This window comes from Lawsonibacter sp. OA9, assembly GCF_022440585.1.
In genome coordinates this window covers 2,455,287-2,474,518 of the sequence record NZ_JAKNTI010000022.1, presented here as the reverse complement: position 1 = coordinate 2,474,518, position 19,232 = coordinate 2,455,287, and the positions used below count along the sequence as shown (strand labels likewise).

The 19,232-nt window shown below is 59.1% G+C and carries 20 protein-coding genes and 1 pseudogene; 10 read left to right on the top strand and 11 right to left on the bottom strand.

What is annotated here, in order from left to right; translation table 11 throughout:
- Positions 1–23: 23 nt before the first annotated feature.
- From MCG44_RS13240 to MCG44_RS13210, 7 genes are all read right to left on the bottom strand, one after another.
- Complete coding sequence (locus MCG44_RS13240; RefSeq protein ID WP_147572738.1) at positions 24–227, bottom strand: DUF896 domain-containing protein; 204 nt, start codon at positions 225–227, stop codon at positions 24–26.
- Positions 228–240: 13 nt separating this feature from the next.
- Positions 241–462, bottom strand: coding sequence for a DUF4177 domain-containing protein (locus MCG44_RS13235; protein WP_147572737.1), 222 nt, complete (start codon positions 460–462; stop codon positions 241–243).
- A 24-nt stretch (positions 463–486) separates the two neighbouring features.
- Positions 487–1,287: an RNA-binding protein gene (locus MCG44_RS13230; RefSeq protein ID WP_147572735.1), complete on the bottom strand. Its 801-nt coding sequence runs from the start codon at positions 1,285–1,287 to the stop codon at positions 487–489.
- Positions 1,288–1,397: 110 nt separating this feature from the next.
- The gene (gene lexA / locus MCG44_RS13225) at positions 1,398–2,015 is read right to left on the bottom strand and encodes a transcriptional repressor LexA (protein ID WP_147572734.1); all 618 of its coding nucleotides are present in this window, start codon (positions 2,013–2,015) and stop codon (positions 1,398–1,400) included.
- Positions 2,016–2,174: 159 nt separating this feature from the next.
- Positions 2,175–3,059, bottom strand: coding sequence for a DUF975 family protein (locus MCG44_RS13220; protein ID WP_240288649.1), 885 nt, complete (start codon positions 3,057–3,059; stop codon positions 2,175–2,177).
- Between the two features lie 108 nt (positions 3,060–3,167).
- Positions 3,168–4,763, bottom strand: a complete 1,596-nt coding sequence (locus MCG44_RS13215; protein ID WP_147572730.1) for an MBL fold metallo-hydrolase RNA specificity domain-containing protein — start codon at positions 4,761–4,763, stop codon at positions 3,168–3,170.
- 99 nt (positions 4,764–4,862) lie between these two features.
- Positions 4,863–5,636: a Cof-type HAD-IIB family hydrolase gene (locus MCG44_RS13210; protein ID WP_186852306.1), complete on the bottom strand. Its 774-nt coding sequence runs from the start codon at positions 5,634–5,636 to the stop codon at positions 4,863–4,865.
- Between the two features lie 165 nt (positions 5,637–5,801).
- On the opposite strand from MCG44_RS13210, the gene MCG44_RS13205 reads away from it, so the two are divergent.
- The 7 genes and pseudogenes from MCG44_RS13205 to MCG44_RS13180 all read left to right on the top strand — a co-directional run bounded on the left by MCG44_RS13205 (position 5,802) and on the right by MCG44_RS13180 (position 10,575).
- Positions 5,802–6,092 carry a YabP/YqfC family sporulation protein gene (locus tag MCG44_RS13205; protein ID WP_147572728.1) on the top strand — a complete coding sequence of 97 codons (291 nt, stop codon included), beginning with the start codon at positions 5,802–5,804 and terminating at the stop codon, positions 6,090–6,092.
- Positions 6,089–6,346, top strand: a pseudogene (gene yabQ / locus MCG44_RS15185) (spore cortex biosynthesis protein YabQ); the annotation flags it as partial. The gene MCG44_RS13205 and the pseudogene yabQ, both read left to right, overlap by 4 nt.
- A gap of 235 nt (positions 6,347–6,581) precedes the next feature.
- Positions 6,582–6,857, top strand: coding sequence for an FtsB family cell division protein (locus tag MCG44_RS13200; protein WP_147572725.1), 276 nt, complete (start codon positions 6,582–6,584; stop codon positions 6,855–6,857).
- Between the two features lie 85 nt (positions 6,858–6,942).
- Positions 6,943–7,386, top strand: coding sequence for a S1 RNA-binding domain-containing protein (locus MCG44_RS13195; protein WP_186852305.1), 444 nt, complete (start codon positions 6,943–6,945; stop codon positions 7,384–7,386).
- A gap of 194 nt (positions 7,387–7,580) precedes the next feature.
- Entirely contained in the window at positions 7,581–8,741 is a 1,161-nt protein-coding gene (locus tag MCG44_RS13190; RefSeq protein WP_186852304.1) for an amidohydrolase, read from the top strand.
- A gap of 157 nt (positions 8,742–8,898) precedes the next feature.
- Positions 8,899–9,450 carry a ribosome hibernation-promoting factor, HPF/YfiA family gene (gene hpf / locus MCG44_RS13185; protein WP_147572720.1) on the top strand — a complete coding sequence of 184 codons (552 nt, stop codon included), beginning with the start codon at positions 8,899–8,901 and terminating at the stop codon, positions 9,448–9,450.
- 132 nt (positions 9,451–9,582) lie between these two features.
- Positions 9,583–10,575 carry a biotin--[acetyl-CoA-carboxylase] ligase gene (locus MCG44_RS13180; protein WP_240288647.1) on the top strand — a complete coding sequence of 331 codons (993 nt, stop codon included), beginning with the start codon at positions 9,583–9,585 and terminating at the stop codon, positions 10,573–10,575.
- Between the two features lie 225 nt (positions 10,576–10,800).
- Here the strand turns inward: MCG44_RS13180 and MCG44_RS13175 are convergent, their stop codons facing one another.
- The gene (locus tag MCG44_RS13175; RefSeq protein ID WP_186852302.1) at positions 10,801–11,775 is read right to left on the bottom strand and encodes a LysR family transcriptional regulator; all 975 of its coding nucleotides are present in this window, start codon (positions 11,773–11,775) and stop codon (positions 10,801–10,803) included.
- 247 nt (positions 11,776–12,022) lie between these two features.
- On the opposite strand from MCG44_RS13175, the gene MCG44_RS13170 reads away from it, so the two are divergent.
- From MCG44_RS13170 to MCG44_RS13160, 3 genes are all read left to right on the top strand, one after another.
- Positions 12,023–13,237 (top strand): dicarboxylate/amino acid:cation symporter, encoded by a 1,215-nt coding sequence (locus MCG44_RS13170; RefSeq protein WP_147572714.1) that lies wholly within the window; start codon positions 12,023–12,025, stop codon positions 13,235–13,237.
- 109 nt (positions 13,238–13,346) lie between these two features.
- Entirely contained in the window at positions 13,347–14,531 is a 1,185-nt protein-coding gene (locus MCG44_RS13165) for a pyridoxal phosphate-dependent aminotransferase (RefSeq protein ID WP_147572712.1), read from the top strand.
- Positions 14,528–15,205, top strand: coding sequence for an RraA family protein (locus tag MCG44_RS13160; RefSeq protein ID WP_147572710.1), 678 nt, complete (start codon positions 14,528–14,530; stop codon positions 15,203–15,205). The genes MCG44_RS13165 and MCG44_RS13160 overlap by 4 nt, the downstream gene beginning before the upstream one ends.
- Positions 15,206–15,306: 101 nt before the next feature.
- On the opposite strand, the gene ftsH is transcribed toward MCG44_RS13160, so the two are convergent.
- The 3 genes from ftsH to tilS all read right to left on the bottom strand — a co-directional run bounded on the left by ftsH (position 15,307) and on the right by tilS (position 19,218).
- Positions 15,307–17,160, bottom strand: coding sequence for an ATP-dependent zinc metalloprotease FtsH (ftsH, locus tag MCG44_RS13155; RefSeq protein ID WP_240288645.1), 1,854 nt, complete (start codon positions 17,158–17,160; stop codon positions 15,307–15,309).
- Between the two features lie 92 nt (positions 17,161–17,252).
- Positions 17,253–17,795: a hypoxanthine phosphoribosyltransferase gene (gene hpt, locus MCG44_RS13150; protein WP_147572708.1), complete on the bottom strand. Its 543-nt coding sequence runs from the start codon at positions 17,793–17,795 to the stop codon at positions 17,253–17,255.
- A gap of 22 nt (positions 17,796–17,817) precedes the next feature.
- A complete protein-coding gene (gene tilS / locus MCG44_RS13145; RefSeq protein ID WP_240288643.1) occupies positions 17,818–19,218 on the bottom strand; it encodes a tRNA lysidine(34) synthetase TilS in 1,401 nt (466 codons plus the stop codon).
- Between the last annotated feature and the right edge of the window lie 14 nt (positions 19,219–19,232).

Sequence of the window (19,232 nt, the reverse complement as noted above, 5' to 3'; positions counted from 1 at the left end):
ACCCCTGCTCCGGCTAGAGCGGATCACTTCTTCCGCAGCCGGGTCCGGGTGCCGTCAGGATGTTGAATGAGGGTATTGTCCAGATGGGCCATCAGATTGGACTTACAGGCGGCGATATACTCCTGTCGCAGCAGGGCCCGTTCAGCCTCCTCCTCTGGGGTGAGGCCGGCGGGAGACTTGGCCTTCCGGGCCAGCTCATTGATGCGGTCGATCTTCTTCTGCTCCATGCCTTTCCCTCCCTTATTCCTGTTCTATCTCGCGTTCAAATACCAGCTCGATGGTCTCAATATGTCCAGAGGCCCGCTGAACGCTGGGCAGATAGCCCACATAACGCCAGCCGGCGGCGGCCCGGCTTCGAATGACTTCCTGGTGGCCCTCAGTCCGGATGCCGACGCCGCCGAACAGGCTGTACCCTCCGGCGGAGAGGGCCAGAACCTCAAATTCATATTCATAGTGTGCCATAGCTGTGCCCTCCTATCCGGCGGCTTAAATATATCTCTCCAATACCAGCATGGTCCGTCCCTTTTTGGACTGGCCGGGGATCTCCCGGACCACGCACTTGCCCAGTCCGCGGCAGGTGAGAATGTCTCCCACATCCACCAGCTTGTCCCCTTTGAGACACTCCCGGTGGTTGACGGCCGCCTTGCCGGCGGAGATATAGGCCATGGCTTTGGAGCGGGACAGGGAAAAACCGGCGGCAAGCACCGCGTCCAGGCGAGGGGTGGCGACTGTGTCCCGGATGAGCCTTACCTTCGCCTCTCCAGGGGAAAGGGAAGCCAGAGGAATTTCCCGGAGCTTTAACCGCCAACGCCCGGCGGACTCCCACTGGGAGAGGAGAATGGGCAGTACCTCCCGGAGCAGGATCACCTGACAGGTCCTGTCGCCAGGGAGCAAGATGTCCCCCAGCTTTTCCCTCGTCAACCCCAGGCCCATAAGGGAGCCCAGAATATCCCGGTGGCTTAACTCGGAACCGGGAGGGAAGGCGGCCTCCAATGCGGCCAGCGGTCCCTCTGGGTCCAACAGGAGGTCGTTCTCATCCTGCCAGTCGGGGAGGAAGGCGCACAGGGCCCGCTCTGCGCCGGGAAAGCCACCCCAAAAGATATGGCGGGGCTGCCCCCAGGCGTTGAGTAAATCGGTGACAGAGGCCTGTTCACCCGGCGAGAGAAAGGGGGTATGGGCTGGGATGCCCCGGTCCTGAGCCAGTTCCAGCTTGTCCAGCACACGGGCCAGCAGCACCCGCTCCGCCCCGTCACGGGCGCAGCGGTCCAGAAGCTCCTTCTTGGTCACGACCCTTCTCGCCTCCCTCTGTTTGCCTGTTCAGTATACTGGACAGGACCTGGGATTGTCAACGAAAAAAGCCGGCCATGGGGAGCATGACCGGCCGCAGGGGGACAAAATTAGTACCGACGGACTACCGCCACCACCTTGCCAACTATCTCGGCTTTGGTGCCGTCGATAGGCGGGTAATCAGGGTTTTGGGGAAGAAGCCAGGTGCGGCCGTCTTTTCTATGAAGGGTTTTGACGGTGGCCTCATCCTCAAAAAGGGCCACTACGATCTCACCATTCCGGGCCTCCTGCTGGCGGTGGACCACCACCAGGTCACCGGGCAGAATCCCGGCGTTCAGCATGGACTCGCCCCGGACCGTGAGGGCGAAGTGCTCCCCGGACAGACCGGCAGTGTCGAAGGTGAGGTAGTCCTCAATACACTCTTGGGCCAGGATAGGGGTGCCGGCGGCTACATTGCCAAGGATGGGTATTTGGTTGGCGTGGGGGTCCTCCTCCTCTGCCACCGGGCCCATGGATGCCCCCGGCAGGGAGATGGCGCGGGTCTTGCCCTCTGCCTTGACGATGACACCGGCCTCCTCCAGCCCCTTCATGTGGAAGTGGACGGTGGAGGGGGATTTCAGTCCCACAGCCGCGCCAATCTCCCGGACCGAAGGGGGATAGCCGTGCTGATTGGTAAAGGAGAGGATATAGTCATAGATCTGCTGCTGCTTGGCGGTCAGTTTGGCCATGGCAAGGGCTCCTTTCGGCAGACGGACAGAAAATTACATACTAAAATTTAGATGTATTTTATCATACATTTGTACGAATGTCAAACGAATGTTCCAAAAATAAGGAAGCCTCTAAAAAAACGCCAGGACCTAGAGGTCCTGGCGGGTAGCTTTGGATGTTCAGAGAGGGGGCATCTCCACAGAACCCTCCCGCTGGAGGCGCAGCCGGGCGTCGTAGAAGCCGGCCATGGTCACGGAGCGGTAGGGATAGAGCCACAGCTTTACCGGGATGGAGGCCAGCAGGAGAAGAAGGGCGGAGCTGGGATAGGAGAGGATAATCTGATAGAGCACATAGGCCGCTCCGTAGTGCTCCAGGGAAAGAGACTGGAAAAAACCTCCTTGGACCAGCACTTGGACCAGGACCAGCGTGTACAGAAGTAGATCCAGCAGTTCCCAGCCGAGAAAGGAGAAAAACAACTTGAACATCTCCCACTTCCATCCCCGCGTCAGCTCCACACTGCGGCGGACCGCGGCGAAGGCCCCATGGTCAGGGTGGTCGGCCAGCAAATAGTAGGCCAGGGCGTAGCGCAGAGAGACCCAATAAGAGAAAATCATGATGCCGGCAATTAGAACGGGAATCACAAGGAAGGAGAGGCCTGGGGAGAGAAGAACCGGAATTAGGACCAGCCAGACGACGGGGATGCACAGCAGGGACCAGGCCAGCGTGTGGAGAAAGATCAGAATGGAGGTCATGATAACCAGCAGGGCCACGGAGAAGCCATCGGCTAGGGCGCCCAGTCCGGGAGACAGCTTCCGGGAGGTCCACATGGACCATAGCGTAAAGCCAAAGCCAACTACCGTGGAGTACAGGGAGAGGAGGATGGAAAGGAACAAAGCCGGCAGACTGATGTTTCCTGTGTCCGGGGCCGGAACAAGCAGGCCGGCCAGTGTGGAAACACCAGTGGTCATCAGCAGATATACCAAGGTGACCACCCAGAAGGAAGGACGGGAGACCCGAATGGCCTCCCTAGCCTGCCTTTTCAGTTCTCTGCGGTCGATCTCCATAAAAACTCTCCGTTCTTACTGTCATAGTTGGGGAAGGGCGCCGCTGCCAGCAGGAGCGAACCTTCGCTCCGGTCCATCCGCGCTGCTCGCGGCGGCTCAAACGCCTCTCTATTCCCACTTGTCCATGATTTGCCGAAGCTGATCGGCCAGCTTGGACAGATCCTTGTTGGAACGGCCCCGGCTGCGGCTGATAAGGTCGGCCAAGTCCTTGGACACATCTTGTAGCCGCAGGAAGGCGGCGGAGGGAGCGGAGGCGCCGCCTGTGGTCCGCTTGCTCTCCAGAACAACGCCCTTTGCCAGCATACGATTTCCCAGCAGATCATAGACCTCCTCATAGAGAGGCGCGTGGGCGGGGATGCCCCGCTCATTCAAATCATTTGCAAAGAGGTCTGTGATCTCACTATCCCCGTGTACCACGAACACTTGGTCCGGCTTGGGGGAGAAATGGCCGATCCAGTCCAGCAGGTGATCCCGGTCGGCGTGAGAGGACAGGCCGGGGAAATTCAGGATCCGGGCCCGGACGGCGATCTCCTCACCAAAAAGCTTTACACTTTTGGCCCCCTCCAGCAGACGGCGGCCCAGAGTGCCCTCCCCCTGATAGCCCACAAAGACCACAGCGCATTCGGGGCGCCATAGGTTGTGCTTCAGGTGGTGGCGGATGCGGCCGGCATCGCACATACCGGAGGCGGAGATGATGATTTTAGAGCTCTTGTCCATATTGAGAGCCTTGGATTCCTCGGTAGACTGGGTCAGGGTCAGGCCGGGGAAAGTGAACAGGTTGTCGCCACCCTGCAGGACGGCAATTGCCTCCTCGTCCAGGTAGCCGTGAAGATCGCCAGCGTAGATCTTGGTGGCCTCAGCGGCCAGGGGAGAGTCCACGCAGACGGTAAAGTTGGGGACCGATTTGACCATCCCCTCATTTTTGATCTCTCGGAGGAAGTAGAGCAGCTCCTGGGTACGGCCTACGGCAAAGGAGGGGATAACAATGTTGCCACCTTTGGAAAACACGTCGTCAATGAGGGCGGCCAGGGCCTCGGTATAGCTCTCTGGGGGCTGGTGGTTCCGGTCGCCGTAGGTGGACTCCATGATGACATAATCCGCCTCTGTCACAAAGGAGGGGTCCCGGATGACAGGCTGGTCTACGTTGCCCAGATCTCCGGAGAAGACCAGCTTCTTGGTGACACCGTTCTCAGTGGCCCAGATCTCCACACAGGAGGAGCCCAGCAGATGGCCGGCGTCGCAGAAGCGGACCTCTACACCCTCGCACAGCTCGAAGATTTGTCCGTACTCCTGGGTATTGAGGAGCTGGAGGGCCTCCTCCGCGTCTGTCAGGGTGTAGAGGGGCTCTACCTCCTCCCGGCCGGCCCGCTTTCCCTTCTGGTTCTGCCACTGGGCATCGCTCTCCTGAATATGAGCGGAGTCTCGGAGCATGATGGACAGCAGCTGGGCGGTGAGCCGGGTGGTATAGATGGGCCCGGAAAAGCCCTCCTTGACCAGCAGCGGAATGCGGCCGGAGTGGTCGATATGGGCGTGGGTGACCAAAACATAGTCGATGTAGCTGGGGGAAAAATCCAGGGCGTTGTCATCGTGCTCGTCCCGGCCCTGCTGGAGACCGCAGTCGATTAGGATCTTCCTGCCGTTGACTTCCAGACAGTGGCAGCTGCCGGTGACCGCGTGGGCCGCGCCAAAAAACGTAAGCTTCATGTAACAGTTCCTCCTTTGGTGCCGATTCTTGTCTTTATTGTACACGGACCAGGGAAGAAAATCCACAGGAAATTGTAAATTATGTGTAAAAGACGGGGGCTACAGCAGACCGAAATGTTCCAGAGCGGACAAAATACCGTCCTCATCCACTGTCCCGGTCACAAAGTCGGCGTGAGAGCGTACGAGAGCGTCGGCGTTGCCCATGGCTACTCCCACATGGGCGTGGCGGAGCATAGGAATGTCGTTTTCCCCATCGCCGAAGGCCATGGTGTCCTCCAGGGAGATGCCGAAGAAGTCCAAAATGGCGTCCATACCCTGGTCCTTGCCGCCGCCTGGGGAAATAATATCCACGAAATCTGGGTGCCAGCGCATGACCTCCAGTCCTGGGAAGGGGTCTCCTAAAGCCTGCTGCTCCTCCCGGGTGAGGAAGGCGGTGGCCTGAAACACCTGTCGCCCTTCCGCCCGCCGGGCGGGAGCGGAGGGGGGGAGGGGGACAGCTAGCTGCTTGGGGAACACCTGAGCCCGCGGCCCCGGGTTTACAAGGTAGCAGTCCTCCTCCTCCAAAAAGATACAGGGGATAGTGGAATGCTCCATCAGCTCCACCAGAGCTTTCACCCGCTCCGGAGCGAAGGGGACGCTTCGAAGCACCCGGTCCTGAGCAAAGCAGTATTGGCCGCTGAGGGTGATGCAGCCATCGAAGGGAAAGAGATCCCGGACCGACTGACTCATGACTTTGTGGCGGCCTGTGGACAGGAATAACCGGATTCCCTTCTCCCGCAGGCGGTGGAGGCCCTCCAAGACAGCGGGAGAAATTGTGTGGGTCTGGAAGCTAACCAGAGTGCCGTCGATATCAAAAAAAATGGCTTTTACCATGATACAATCAAACCTTTTCCAATAGGATTCGCATGAACAAAACCTATTGTACACTAAGAACGGGCAGATTTCCAGACGATCTTTTCTGGAAGGGAGAGCAGCGGCGAAAAACAGGCATAAAAGCCCCCACTTGTCCCATAGGATGGAGCAAAAGGGGGTGAAAACATGGCCTATGAAAATGAGAAGCTTCGGCCGGACACAGGCCACCATGTGATCCTAGAGGACCGGGAGCAGCTAATGATATCGGGGGTGGAGGAGGTGGAAAGCTTTGACGAGAGCGCCATCTTCCTGACAACTGCCCAGGGGGGGCTGGAGATCCAGGGGGAGGGGCTCCACATCGAAAAGCTGTCCTTGGACGGAGGAGATCTGAAGGTCGAGGGGACGGTGAACGCCCTGATCTACGAGAGCGGCGGGCGGGAGCAGGGCGGTCTGCTGGGCCGCCTATTCGGCAGATGACCATCGATACCGTTCAGCAGGGTCAGGCTCTGTGCCAGGCTCTGGCGCTGGGGGCGCTGTTTGGGCTGCTGTACGACCTGTTCCGTATTCTGAGAGTCCGGGTGAAGCTGCCCGTGGTGGGTCCCCTGCTGGATCTGGTGTTCTGGCTGGTGGCCACGGGGACTCTGTTTCTCTGGTCCCAGGGGGCCTGGGGGGGACAGATCCGTTTCTACGGCGCCTTGTTCTGCATGGCGGGGGGAGGGGTATACTTCTGGGTGATCAGCCCCTGGTTTTTGAAGCTGGGCTACTTTATGGCGGATATCGTCACCTTCCTTTTGGGAATTTTGACCTTCCCGCTGGCCCTAGGGAGGGCTGTTTTAAAAAAATTCGGAAAACTTGCGAAAAATACCTTTCTTTCCGGCGTGAAATGGTATAGAATAGGACAGAAAACCGAGGAGATGGAGCGCGCGGTCCGCCGACGAGCCGCCAGGGAGAGAGGAGAGGATGTCTATGAAGCTGAAGCGAGCTGGGTTTTTGACCAAAATCGTGGTGCTGGCCCTGCTGATCTATATGGCTACCTCTCTTCTGGACCTGAGGGGCCAGATACAGACAGCCCAAGTCCAGCGGGATACGCTGGCCCGGCAGGTCAGCGACCAGCGGCTGGAAAACCAGGAGCTGGAGGCCGCCATCGAAAACAGCGACGATCCTGAGATGCTGGAGCAGGTGGCCCGGGAAAAGGGCCATGTGAAGCAGGATGAGATCGTCTATATCGATGTGGCCAACTGAGCGATCCAGTCAAACGGGCTCTCCAGCGCCGTAATCTGTGTGTGGCGGCGCGGGGAAATTTACAAGGAGGATATTTCGGTCAGTTATGGAGTTTGGTGTTGGGTCCATCTTGGACGGTAAGGTAACGGGAATTACAAAGTTTGGGGCCTTCGTGTCCCTGCCGGAGGGAAGATCCGGCTTGGTCCATATTTCAGAGATCGCCTATTCCTATGTCAACGAGGTGTCCGACCACCTACAGGAGGGGCAGGAGGTCAAAGTGAAGGTCATCGGCATCGACCAAGCCAACCGGATCAACCTGTCCATCAAGCAGGTGGCTCCGCCCCCCCAGCGTGGCCCCCGTCCCAACGGAGGCGGCCGCCCCAGTCAGGGCGGCGGACGGCCCATGGGCTTTGCCCGGCCCGCCCCCAAGGAACCCAGCGATTTTGAGGACCGGCTCAAGCAGTTCATGCAGTCGTCAGACAGCAAGCTGTCCGAGTTGCGCTATATTGAAAAGAAGGGCGGGAACCGCCGGGGAGGCGGCCGCCGGTAAGCGGGATATGACAGGGCCGCCGCATATGCGGCGGCCCTGATTTTCACAAAAGAAAACGCCCCGTATGGGGCGTTCAGTCCCACGGGAAGAAAGATACCGTGGGGAAGCATATTGGTCGAGCCGTTTTAACTGTAACAAAATATCTCAAAAGAGTCAATGGGAGCCTTTGTCGCTTCCTGTCAGTGGAGGAAAATATGCTTATTATCAATGGGACCGTCCACACCATGGATGGCCTAACCATCCCCAACGGATATGTGGCCGTGTCTGGGGACAAGATTGCCAAGGTGGGGCCTATGGAGGAGTGCCCCGACCACTGGGAGGGAGAGACCCTGGACGCACGCCAGGGCCATATCCTGCCCGGCTTTATTGACGCCCATTGTCATCTGGGGATGTTCGGTGATGCCCTGGGCTTTGAGGCCGACGACGGGAACGAGGCTACCGACCCCTGTACCCCCCACCTCCGGGCCATAGACGCGGTCAATCCGCTGGACCGGTGTTTTGAGGAGGCCCGTCAGGCCGGTGTCACCACCGTACTCACCGGGCCGGGCTCCGCCAACCCCATCTCCGGTCAGTTCGCCGCCATTAAGACCACCGGAAAGTGGGTGGACGCCATGGTGGTCCAGGCACCGGCGGCCATGAAGCTGGCTCTGGGAGAAAATCCAAAATGCGTTTACAACGAGCGGCATGAAACCCCGGTCACCCGTATGGCTACCGCCGCCATCATCCGGGAAAACCTGGCCAAGGCCCTGGAGTATGGAGAGAAGCTGGAACGAGCCGCGGAGGACGAGGAGGAGGACAAGCCCGACTATGACGCCAAGCTGGAGGCCCTGCTGCCCGTGGTCCGAGGGGAGCTGCCCGTCCACATTCACGCCCACCGGGCGGACGACATTGCCACCGCCATCCGCATCTCCAAGGAGTTCGGACTGAAGTGCGTCATCGTCCACGGCACGGAAGCCCATCTGATCCCCGAACTGCTGGTCCAGGAGGGGGTGCCTGTCATTACCGGGCCCTGCCTGGGGGACCGGTCCAAGCCGGAGCTGGCCAATATGACCATCGAATCCCCGGCGGTCCTCGCGCTCCACGGAGTCAAGACGGCCATCTGTACCGACCACCCAGAGGTGCCGGTCCAGCACCTGGCCCTGTGTGCCGCCATGGCGGTGAAAGGTGGCATGAACCCGGAGGCCGCCCTGGCCGCCATCACCATCAACCCCGCTCAGATTGCCGGGATCGATAACCGGGTGGGCTCCCTGACGCCGGGGAAGGACGCGGATATCGTCATCACCTCCGGCCACCCCATCAATCTGTTCAGCCGGGTCCAGACGGTGCTGATCGGCGGACAGCGGATAAAGGGATAGGTCCAGGAAAATTTAGAAAAAATTAACAAAAGCCTATGGATATTTTTCGTGCTTGTGGTATAATAGATTAACGGTGGGAGGGAACTCCCTCTCCGCTGGAGAGGTGAGTCCCTCCCGTCGCTATACCTTGCCTGATAGGGCGAAAGGAGCGAAAGTTATGAAATTTGTGTTCACGGACAAAAAGGTGACCCTGCCCAACTTCATCCACAAGTACGCGGAGAAAAAGGTGGGAAAGCTGGACCGTTTTTTTAAGGAGGATGCCACCGCCTCGATCACGTTCAGTGTGGAGAAGGAGCGGCTGAACAGGGTGGAGATCACCATCCGCTCCAGCGGCACTATTTTCCGGGTATCTGAGAGTACCTCTGATATGCAGGCGTCCATCGACGCCGCGGTAACCACCCTGGAGCGTCAGATTCGGAAGAACAAGACCCGGCTGGAGAAGCGGCTGCGCCAAGGGGCCTTCGAGCGGGCGGTGGATGCGGCGGAGGTCTCCTCCTTCGCCCCAGAGGAGCCGGAGGAGGGCGAGTACCGCATCGTCCGGAGCAAGACCTTCCCTATCAAGCCTATGAGCCGGGACGAGGCTATTTTGCAGATGAATCTGCTGGGGCACAGCTTCTTCGCCTTTAAGGACGAGGAGGCCGGTGGGGCCTTCGCCGTGGTCTACCGCCGGTATGATGGGGACTATGGTATTATTGAAGACGAGCAGTAAGATAGTTGTCCGGGGAGCGGGATTCCGCTCCCCGGTTTTTTATGGCTGATTCTGTTTCCAAGAGGAGAGGCCGGTTGACGACTGGTGTCCTGGGCCGTATAATGAAAGAAAACTTTGTTTGGAGGGCGGGGCATGAGCCGTGAAAAGGTCCTATCCCTGCTGCGGGAGCGGCAGGGAGACTATTTGTCCGGGGAGGCGATGAGCCGGGAGCTGGGCATCAGCCGAGCGGGCGTATGGAAGGCCATTGAGGGCTTGCGGCAGGAGGGGTACACTATCTCCTCCGCCCCAAACCGGGGCTATCGGCTGGAGGCGGGCCCTGACCGCCTGCGGGCGGGGGAGTTGTCCGGTCCCCTGTCCGGCTCTCTGGTGGGCGGCAGCCTGCTGTGCCTGGATGTCATCGACTCCACCAACACAGAGTGCAAGCGTCAGGCTATGGCCGGCGCGGTCGAGGGACTGGTAGTGACGGCGGAGGAACAGACCGGAGGCCGGGGCCGCAGGGGCCGCTCTTTCCAGTCGCCCCGGGGGAAGGGGCTGTATCTCTCCGCCTTGCTGCGGCCCCGGCTGGAGCCCGCCCAGGTGGCTAATTTTACCGCCTGGGTGGCGGTGGCAGTGTGCGATGGCATCCAGGCTGCCTGCGGGCTCCGTCCCCAGATCAAGTGGACCAACGACATCATCCTCAACGGGAAAAAGCTGGTGGGGATCCTCACGGAGCTGGGGCTGGTTAGTGAGAGCAACGATTTGGACTATCTGGTTACCGGAATCGGGGTCAATGTGAACCAGAGCGCCGGGGACTTTGACCCGGAGATCCGGGATATGGCCACTTCTTTGGCCCTGGCTCTGGGGCGGCCGGTACGCCGGTCGGAGCTGGCGGTTCAGATTATCCGGGCCCTGGACCGAGCCTATGCCGGTTTTCCGCAAAACCAGAGCGAATATTTGGAGAAGTACAGGGCCGACTGCATCACCATTGGCAGGCAGGTCCAGGTCATCACGCCCATCTCCCGGCGAGAGGGATTCGCCGTCGCGGTGGACGACGGCTTTGACCTTCTGGTCCAGTTTCCGGACGGAACAGAGGAGGCATTTTCCTCCGGGGAGGTGTCCGTCCGGGGAATGTATGGATATGTGTGATTAAGCAATAAAGGGCGGAGGACTTTGACAGTCCCCCGCCCTTTATTTTGACGGTGTCCGCCCAATCGAAGAGTTCAATACAAAGAAAAGCGGAGTCAAGTTAAAAGTGAATCCTTATCGTTAAGAAATTGCAAAAATGAAGAAGGAGTAGCTGGATAATTCCCACAAAAATAATACTAATTATGTTATATTCCTATAATATGAAATTTATAAGGAAAAGAAAATTCATCCGCTGTCGCGTTCTGAGGGGAAAAAGCGGTCTGACTGAGTAATCATGTAGTCCACAAACAGCTGAATCAGAGCCCGGCTGCCTTCCTGTTTGCGGTAAGTGAGATAGATGTTTCTGGTAGACAGCTCCGGCGGGAGGCGGTAAAAAAAGTGGTTAGAAGAGGGAGCGACCCGGTAGAGGGAAGAATCCCGAATAACGGTGATGCCAGACCCCTCATTAGACAGATAGTAGGCTGTGAGCAACTGGTCCATGTAGTGGATTACTTTGGGAGTAAAACCGGCTGACTCACACAGCTTTTGCAGCAGGTCGTGGCTGTGATTGCCCGGTTTGAGAGAGATAAAAGGTTCGTCCCGAAAGGCGGCCATATCCACAGGGGGGACATGATCATCTAAATGGAGCCGCCGGCGCACCTCGTCAAAGGTGAGCCGGTAGCGCCGAAGCTTTTCGTTGCAGGGCAGCTGGGCCGGGACAGCCAGGACCATATGCTCCTGGGCCACGACTGTGCTCTCCAAAGCACAGTCGTGAATTTCATTTACATCTAAACTAAAGTCCAACTGGCCCCGGGTCAACATCTGCAGGCCCCGGTTACTGCTGGTTTCCACAGGATTGACCTGGACGGCAGGGTGCAGGGATTGGAACTGCTGGATTAGTTCAGGCAGTACATAGGTGCAGTAAAACGTGCCGCTCCCAATCGCCAGGGAGCCGTGCTCTCCCTGGCTTAAATTATCGAAATACTCTGACATCTCCTGCTCGATGGCCTGAAATCGCTTGATGCAGCTGATATAGTATTCCCCAGCCTGAGTGGGGCGGATGGGCTTCTGAGAGCGGTCAAACAGAGTGGCGTGCAGGCTGCGCTCGGTCCGAGCTACGATCGCGCTGAGAGCTGGCTGGGAAATATATAGATTCTTGGCGGCTTGGCTGAAGCTGCCGTCCAAATAGATCTGGTAGATATACTCCATGTTTTTTTCCATTGGGGTCACCTCCACACTAAATATTATAGCATATATAACTTTAAAATTATAGAGCAATAATACAAAAAATATTTGAAATAGAACGAAACTCTCATCTATTATGTGCATAGTGGAACTGCTCTTTCCGTCTCCGCCTCTGGACGGTGGTGTCAGAGAGAGCCGGACCCCAGGCCGGCAAAAGAGCGGAAAATTGAGCGGCGGCTGGTCAGGGGCGAGTACCCATCATATGAAAAAGGAGAAGAGAGAAATGCTAAAAAAAATACCCCTTTGGGTCCAGATCCTGATAGGCATTGCCATAGGCGCTATTATTGGTGTGGCAGTGCCAGATATCGTACCCTACATCAGCTTCCTCGGCGATATCTTCCTGCGTCTGCTGAAGATGCTCATAGCGCCCCTGGTTCTGCTTACCCTGATCAATGGCGTGTGTAAGATGGGCGATGTGGGAATGCTCCGCAAGGTGGGCGTCCGTATCGTGATCTATTACATGATTACCTCTACCCTGGCGTCCGCTGTGGGCGTGATTGGAGGCGTGATCACCCAGCCCGGCAAGGGAGTTACCGACCTGCTGACCTCCGAGGCTGGTGAGGCTGTTGAGTACAACTTCATCGACAACATGGTGTCGTGGATCCCGGAAAATATCTTTACTTCCCTATCCGAGGGCAATACCCTTCAGATCATCTTCTTCGCCATCTTTATGGGCTGCGTCTTACTGGTACTGGGCGACCGGGTGAAGCGCCTGGTGGATCTCGTCGACCAGGGGGCCGAGGCTATGCTGAAGATGACCGAGTATGTCATGGCCTTCTCTCCCATCGGCATCATGGCCCTGATTGCCGACATGGTCACTACGATCAGCGCCAACATGATGAAGCAGGTCATCGTTTTCATCACTACTGACTGGGTGTGCTGCCTGCTGGTCATGTTCCTGATGGAGCCCATTATCGCCGCTGTCCTGGGCCGGGTCAATCCTATGCGCCTGTTCAAGAAGATCGCGCCGGCCATCATCGTAGCCGCCTCTACCTCCTCCAGCGCCGCTACCCTGCCCGTTTCCATGAAGATTGCCGACAGCAAGCTGGGCGTACCGGAGAAGATTTACGGTTTTACCCTTCCTCTGGGCAACACCTGTAATATGAACGGAATGGCTGTGGCTGTGGGCGTCATCAGCGTCTTTGCTTCCAATCTGTACGGCTATGAGATTACCTTGGGAAGCCTGATCCAGTTTGTATTCCTGGGTCTGATTATCTCCATCGGCGCCGCCGGCGTCAAGGGGGCTGGCGTGGTCATGTCTACTGTGCTGCTCCAGACCCTGGGGATGCCCTTGACTCTGATCCCCATCCTGGCCGCCATCTGGCCTGTGATTGATCCCTTCCACACCACTGCCAACAATATTGATGACCTGGTAGGCACTGTGGTGGTGTCCAACTCCCTGGGCGAGCTGGACAAGAAGGTTTTTGACGCCGACTGAGCTCCCGTAAACAACCCAGATGAGTGAACAGGGGCTCCGGCTGTCCAGAGCCGGGGTCCTTGTTGCCTACTGACCGCCCCAATGGGCAGAAAGGAAAAGAAATAGAGCTATGGCACTGCAATTCAACAAGTATATTTTGCAGATGAAGCCCTCCGCCTCCATGGAAACCATGGCAAAGGCTAAAAAGCTGAAGGCCCAGGACCCGGAAATCATCGACCTGGCCGGCGGGGAGCCTGACTTTGACACCCCCAAGAAGATCTGTGACGAGCTGTTCCGCCAGATCAATGCGGGTTTTACCCACTATACCGTAGGTCCCGGCCTGCCGGAGCTGCGCCAGCGCATCGCTGACAAGCTGGAGCGGGAGAACGGCTGCCACTACGACCCCAGCGGCGTGGTAGTCACCCCCGGCGGAAAGTACGCCATCTATATCGCCGTCCGGGCCCTGGTAAACGCCGGGGATGAGGTGATGTACCTGACTCCGGGCTGGGTGTCCTATCCCTCCATCATCCAGGCATCCGGCGGCGTTCCGGTGGAGGTGGACCTTGCCTATGAGGATCGCTACCGCATTACCCTGGAGCTGCTGGAGGAGAAGGTGAGCGCCAAGACCCGGATGCTCATTATCAACTACCCCAACAACCCCACTGGCCGGGTGCTTACCCAGAAAGAGGCCCAGGTGCTGCGCCAATTCATGCTCAATCACCCCGACCTGGTGCTGCTCTCCGACGAGATGTACGAGCGCATCCTCTTTGACGGCCAGGAAAACGTGAGCCCCGCCTCCTTCCCCGACATTGCCGACCGTGTCATCACAGTCAACGGCTTCTCCAAGAGCGTGGCCATGACAGGCTGGCGGATCGGCTACCTGGCCGCTGACCCCAAGATCGCCTCTATGGCGGCGATGCTCTTCTCCCACACCATCAGCTGTACCAGCGGGTTTATCCAGAAGGCTGCCGCCGTGGCCTTTGACTGCGGCGAGGAGATTGAGGAAATGCGCCGCCGCTATCAGCAGCGCCGCGACCTTTTCGTCAACGGGCTGAACCAGATCCCTGGCGTCCACTGTGAGATGCCAGAGGGGGCCTTCTACGCCTGGACTAATTTTGAGATTCCCGGTATGGACTCCAATCAGGTGTGCGAGTTTATTATGGAAAAGGCCAAGGTAGTAGGTGTGCCCGGCGTGTCCTATGGGGACAAGACGGGCAGCCGCATCCGCTTCTCCTTCGCGGCGGCGGATGACCAGCTGGCCCAGGCAGTGAAAAACATCGCCGCGGCGATGGCACAGATAGGAGAGAAAGTATGAGCAACATTGGCTGTAAAGTAGTGACGGATTTTGTCCGCCCTGATCCGAAGCTGGTAGAGGCCTTCCGGGGAATGCCGGTGGCCAACATTGACGACAACATGGGCCGCACTGCCGCTGTCCATCAGAGCATCCGGCCGCTGAACAAGGTTCCCCTGGTAGGGGTTGCCTTTACCATCAAGGTGCCCCAGGGGGATAACCTGATGTTCCACAAGGCCATGGATCTGGCCAAGCCGGGCGACGTCATTGTTATCGACGCTGGCGGCTTTGATGACCGGTCTATCTTTGGCGAACTGATGGCCACCTACTGCAAGGTGCGGGGGGTAGCCGGCCTGGTGGTGGATGGAGCCATCCGGGACCAGGAGGCTCTGTGTGAAATGGATATGCCCATCTACGCCAAAAGCACTACCCCCAACGGCCCCTATAAAAATGGGCCTGGTGAGATCAATGTCCCAGTGGTCATCGGCGGCCGGGTGGTCCGCCCCGGCGACATTCTAGTGGGGGACCAGGACGGCCTGATCGTCATTCCGCCTGAGCAGGCCCAGGAGGTGCTGGAAAAGACCCGCGCCACCATGGAGAAGGAGGCCAAAATCATGGAGGATATTTTGACCAAGGGCACCTACATCCGCCCATGGGTGGATGAGAAGCTGAACGAGATCGGCTGCGACATGATTTGAGCATAAGAAAGGGAGCGGGCCATGTGGACCCGCTCCCTTTTCGCAAGCGATATTGGATGAGAAAAGGCCACCCCGTTCATAGCGCGGGGCGGCCTTCTTTTTCATGCCTGCGCTTCAAAGACTTTAGCGAACTCCTGTCCGTCCATGGTCTCGTGCTCCAGCAGGTACTGGGCAATCGTGTCCAGTTCCTTCCGGCGCCGGGTGAGGATATCCTCGCACCGGGTGTAGGCCCGGTCCACAATGGCTTTGACCTCCTGGTCAATCTGACCGGCCACCTCCTCCGAGTAGGTGCGGGCCTGGGCCATAGAGCGGCCGATAAAGATCTCGTCACTCTCGTTGCCATAGGCGATGGTCCCCAGCTTGTCGCTCATGCCGTACTTGGTGACCATGGCCCGGGCGGTCTGGGAGGCTTTCTGGATGTCGCTGGAGGCGCCGGTGGAGATATCTCCCAGCACCAACTGCTCGGCCACCCGGCCGCCCAGGCAGACGGCGATGCGCTCCTCCAGCTCACGGCGGGACAGATAGGCCTTGTCCTCGCTAGGCAGGGAGATGGTCATGCCGCCGGCGGGACCACGGGGGACGATGGTGATTTGATGGACTGGGTCCTGGCTGTCCAGGTCATGAATGACCACCGCGTGGCCCGCCTCGTGATAGGCGGTGAGCTTCCGGGCGTGCTCCGTGACCACCCGGCTCTTCTTTTCGGGTCCGGCGATGACCTTCAACATGGCCTCATGGAGGTCGGACATGGTGATGAACCGCTTGTCCTCCCGAGCGGCCAGCAGCGCCGCCTCGTTGAGCAGGTTTTCCAGGTCGGCGCCAGTAAAACCGGCAGTGGACCGGGCAATCTGGTTGAGAGATACGTCCTCTGCCAAGGGTTTCTTCTTGGCGTGGACCTTCAGGATCTCCTCCCTGCCCTTGATATCAGGCAGACCCACATAGATCTGCCGGTCGAACCGGCCGGGGCGGAGGAGGGCGGGGTCCAGGATATCCTGGCGGTTGGTGGCCGCCATGACGATGACCCCCTCGTTAGAGCCAAAGCCGTCCATTTCCACAAGCAGCTGGTTCAAGGTCTGCTCCCGTTCGTCGTGGCCGCCCCCCAGGCCGGCGCCGCGCTGGCGGCCCACAGCGTCGATCTCATCAATAAAGACGATGGCGGGGGCGTCTTTCTTTGCCTGATCGAACAGGTCCCGGACCCGGCTGGCGCCCACACCCACATACAGCTCTACAAAGTCGGAGCCGGAGATGGACAGGAAGTGGACTCCCGCCTCGCCGGCCACAGCTTTGGCAATCAAAGTCTTGCCGGTGCCCGGAGGGCCCACCAGCAGTACGCCCTTGGGGATGCGGGCCCCCAGAGCGGTGAATTTCTGGGGGTCACGGAGGAACTCCACAATCTCCTGGAGTTCCTCCTTCTCCTCCTCGGCCCCGGCCACGTCGTCAAAGGTGACCTTCTTCCCCTGGTCCGACAAAGTCTTGGTCCGGGCATGGCCAAAGCGGGAGGCGCCAGGTGCGCCTCCTCCGCCCCCCATGCTGGCCATCCGCTGGCGGTAGAGGACAAACAGCAGAAAGCCCACAGAGAGCAGGACGATGAGGGAGGGCAGCCAGTTGTACCACCAGGAGTTGGCCAGTCCAGGGGGATAGTCATAGCTCTCCAGGATGCCGGCGGCCAGTTGGTCGTCAATGAGCTCACGCATATCCATATAGAAGTAGGTGAGGGCCTGGTCGGACATCTCATAGGTGACCGTGGTGGTCTGGTCACCCTCGCCTCGAAGCGTCAGGCGCAGGGTGTTGTCCTTCAGGGTGAAGGACTGGACCTGCTCCTGGAGGAAGTAGGACCGGATCTGACTGTAGGTAGGGGCCTCCGTCCGGTTCATCTGCTGAAGGCTGGTGACAGCGAAGACCATCAACAGGATGACCAGCAGATAGAGGGTCAGGTCGCGGGAGCTCATTCGTTTCATAATGGGATCATGTCCTTTCCGGCGGCAGAGATCCACAGGGAGGGTCCGCCAAAACACTCCCCTTGGCTGCGCGGAGGTGGGGGAACAGGGGGCTATCCACCATATACCTCCGGTTTCAGAATGCCGATATAAGGCAGATTGCGGTATTTTTCCGCATAATCCAGCCCATAGCCCACCACAAAGGCATCTGGGATGGTGAAACCGGAGTAGTGGACCTCCACAGGCTTTACCCGGCGATCTGGTTTATCCAGCAGGGTGCATAGACGAATGGAGGCGGGATGCCGGTGTTCCAATATTTTTAGCAGGTAGCTTAAGGTGTTGCCGCTGTCCAGAATATCCTCCACTACAATGATGTGGCGGCCGGAGATGTCTTCAGACAGGTCCTTGGTAATCTGCACCTGTCCGCTGGAGGAGGTGCCCTTGCCGTAGGAGGAAACGGACATGAAGTCCAGGGTGCAGTCCAGATCGATGGCCCGGCATAGGTCAGCCATAAAAATAAAGGAGCCTCGGAGCACACTGATGAGCATGATCTCCTTGCCAGCGTAGTCCCGCTCGATTTCCTGGGCGATCTCGTTGACCCGAGTTTTCAGCTGCTCCTCGCTGAACAAAACTTCCTGGATATCTTTCTCTAGCATAAGGTAATTCTTCCTTTCCAGTTTATTCCTCCGGACGGCGCAGCCGGGTCAGGGAGATGTGCCACGCCTGCTCCCCCGGCTGGGGAAGGCAGGCGGCATCAGGACCGAGCCCGGCCACGGCGGCTACAACCCCGTTCTGGGCAAAGACCGGCACCTGGTTCCGAAGGTGCCGGGGCACCTTTTCGTCCACAAACCATTTTTTGATGGATTTGCCCGGCCGCCCCAGGAGAGTCAGCCGGTCCCCTGTCTGGCGGGGGCGGACAGTAAGGGAGGACACAGCCTCCTGGCTTAAATAGAACTCCAGGGGACCCTGGGGCTGGCCGATATACCGCTCCGCCCCACAGACCACCTGCCAGTCCCCGACCCGGATCTCGCCGGGAAGGGGCAGATGGATTGGCTCCATCGACGGAGGGCTGCTCCGACGGGCGAGGACCAGCAATCCATACTCCCTCCGTGCGGTAAGGCCCCAGGGCAGGTCCAGCCGGGCGGAGGGGCGGGGCGAACGGCACAGGTCCAACAGGGCGTGGAGATGGACAGCCCCACAGTCCTGGTCGCCCCCGTTGAGCTGGCCCAACAGGACTCTAATAGTCCGGGCGGCCACGGGATCCGGCAGGTCTAACAGTGTCTGTACAGGGATGGACAGGCAGTCCCCACTCTGTTGGGCCTGACCGGCCTGGTCCCGGGCCAGGGAGGTGAGATAGTCCTCATCCGCCCGAAGAAGGGCGGCGTTGTCCGCCAGCCGAGCGGCAAAATTGGGGAACAGCCCCTCCAGCACAGGCATTATCTGGTGCCGGATTCGGTTGCGGCTATAACTGTCATCCTGGTTGGAGGAGTCCTCCACATGGGGCAGGCCGTAGTAGGCCAGATAGTTTTCCACCTGCCGCCGGGTGGTGGTGAGCAGGGGGCGGATCACGCCGTCCCGTGCCGGTGGGATGCCGCCCAGTCCCCGAAGCCCGGTGCCCCTGGCCAGGTGAAACAGGATGGTCTCCCCGTTGTCGTCGGCGGTGTGGGCGGTAGCGATCAGGGTGGCGCCTGCCTGTTGAGCGGCCCGGTGGAGAAAGGCGTAACGCATCTGACGGGCGGCCTCCTCCGTCCCAATTCCCATTTGTGCGGCCTGGGCAGACACGTCGCCGGAGCCGGAAAACAGGGGGACAGCGGGGAGCTGAGAGCCGTCGGGCAGGCGCTGAGGACCGCAGCAGAGGGCTACGAACTGGGCCACGAAATCGGCGTCCCGGCGGGACTCCTCCCCCCGAAGCTGGTGGTCAAAGTGGGCGGCGGACAGGGTGAAGTCCAGCTCCGCCCGAAGATGATACAGGGCGTGGAGCAGGCAGACGGAGTCGGCCCCGCCGGAGACCGCGCACAGCACATGGCTGCCGGGGGGGATCAGGCCCAGGTGGGCAATGAATTTTTCCATGGACTCCATCAAAGCTGATCCTC

Coding starts and splice junctions, on each gene's coding strand:
- MCG44_RS13240 (WP_147572738.1), bottom strand. CDS start 227: ATGGAGCAGAAGAAGATCGACCGCATCAATGAGCTGGCCCGGAAGGCC.
- MCG44_RS13235 (WP_147572737.1), bottom strand. CDS start 462: ATGGCACACTATGAATATGAATTTGAGGTTCTGGCCCTCTCCGCCGGA.
- lexA (WP_147572734.1), bottom strand. CDS start 2,015: ATGGCCAAACTGACCGCCAAGCAGCAGCAGATCTATGACTATATCCTC.
- MCG44_RS13220 (WP_240288649.1), bottom strand. CDS start 3,059: ATGGAGATCGACCGCAGAGAACTGAAAAGGCAGGCTAGGGAGGCCATT.
- MCG44_RS13215 (WP_147572730.1), bottom strand. CDS start 4,763: ATGAAGCTTACGTTTTTTGGCGCGGCCCACGCGGTCACCGGCAGCTGC.
- MCG44_RS13210 (WP_186852306.1), bottom strand. CDS start 5,636: ATGGTAAAAGCCATTTTTTTTGATATCGACGGCACTCTGGTTAGCTTC.
- MCG44_RS13205 (WP_147572728.1), top strand. CDS start 5,802: ATGGCCTATGAAAATGAGAAGCTTCGGCCGGACACAGGCCACCATGTG.
- MCG44_RS13200 (WP_147572725.1), top strand. CDS start 6,582: ATGAAGCTGAAGCGAGCTGGGTTTTTGACCAAAATCGTGGTGCTGGCC.
- MCG44_RS13195 (WP_186852305.1), top strand. CDS start 6,943: ATGGAGTTTGGTGTTGGGTCCATCTTGGACGGTAAGGTAACGGGAATT.
- MCG44_RS13190 (WP_186852304.1), top strand. CDS start 7,581: ATGCTTATTATCAATGGGACCGTCCACACCATGGATGGCCTAACCATC.
- hpf (WP_147572720.1), top strand. CDS start 8,899: ATGAAATTTGTGTTCACGGACAAAAAGGTGACCCTGCCCAACTTCATC.
- MCG44_RS13180 (WP_240288647.1), top strand. CDS start 9,583: ATGAGCCGTGAAAAGGTCCTATCCCTGCTGCGGGAGCGGCAGGGAGAC.
- MCG44_RS13175 (WP_186852302.1), bottom strand. CDS start 11,775: ATGGAAAAAAACATGGAGTATATCTACCAGATCTATTTGGACGGCAGC.
- MCG44_RS13170 (WP_147572714.1), top strand. CDS start 12,023: ATGCTAAAAAAAATACCCCTTTGGGTCCAGATCCTGATAGGCATTGCC.
- MCG44_RS13165 (WP_147572712.1), top strand. CDS start 13,347: ATGGCACTGCAATTCAACAAGTATATTTTGCAGATGAAGCCCTCCGCC.
- MCG44_RS13160 (WP_147572710.1), top strand. CDS start 14,528: ATGAGCAACATTGGCTGTAAAGTAGTGACGGATTTTGTCCGCCCTGAT.
- ftsH (WP_240288645.1), bottom strand. CDS start 17,160: ATGAAACGAATGAGCTCCCGCGACCTGACCCTCTATCTGCTGGTCATC.
- hpt (WP_147572708.1), bottom strand. CDS start 17,795: ATGCTAGAGAAAGATATCCAGGAAGTTTTGTTCAGCGAGGAGCAGCTG.
- tilS (WP_240288643.1), bottom strand. CDS start 19,218: ATGGAGTCCATGGAAAAATTCATTGCCCACCTGGGCCTGATCCCCCCC.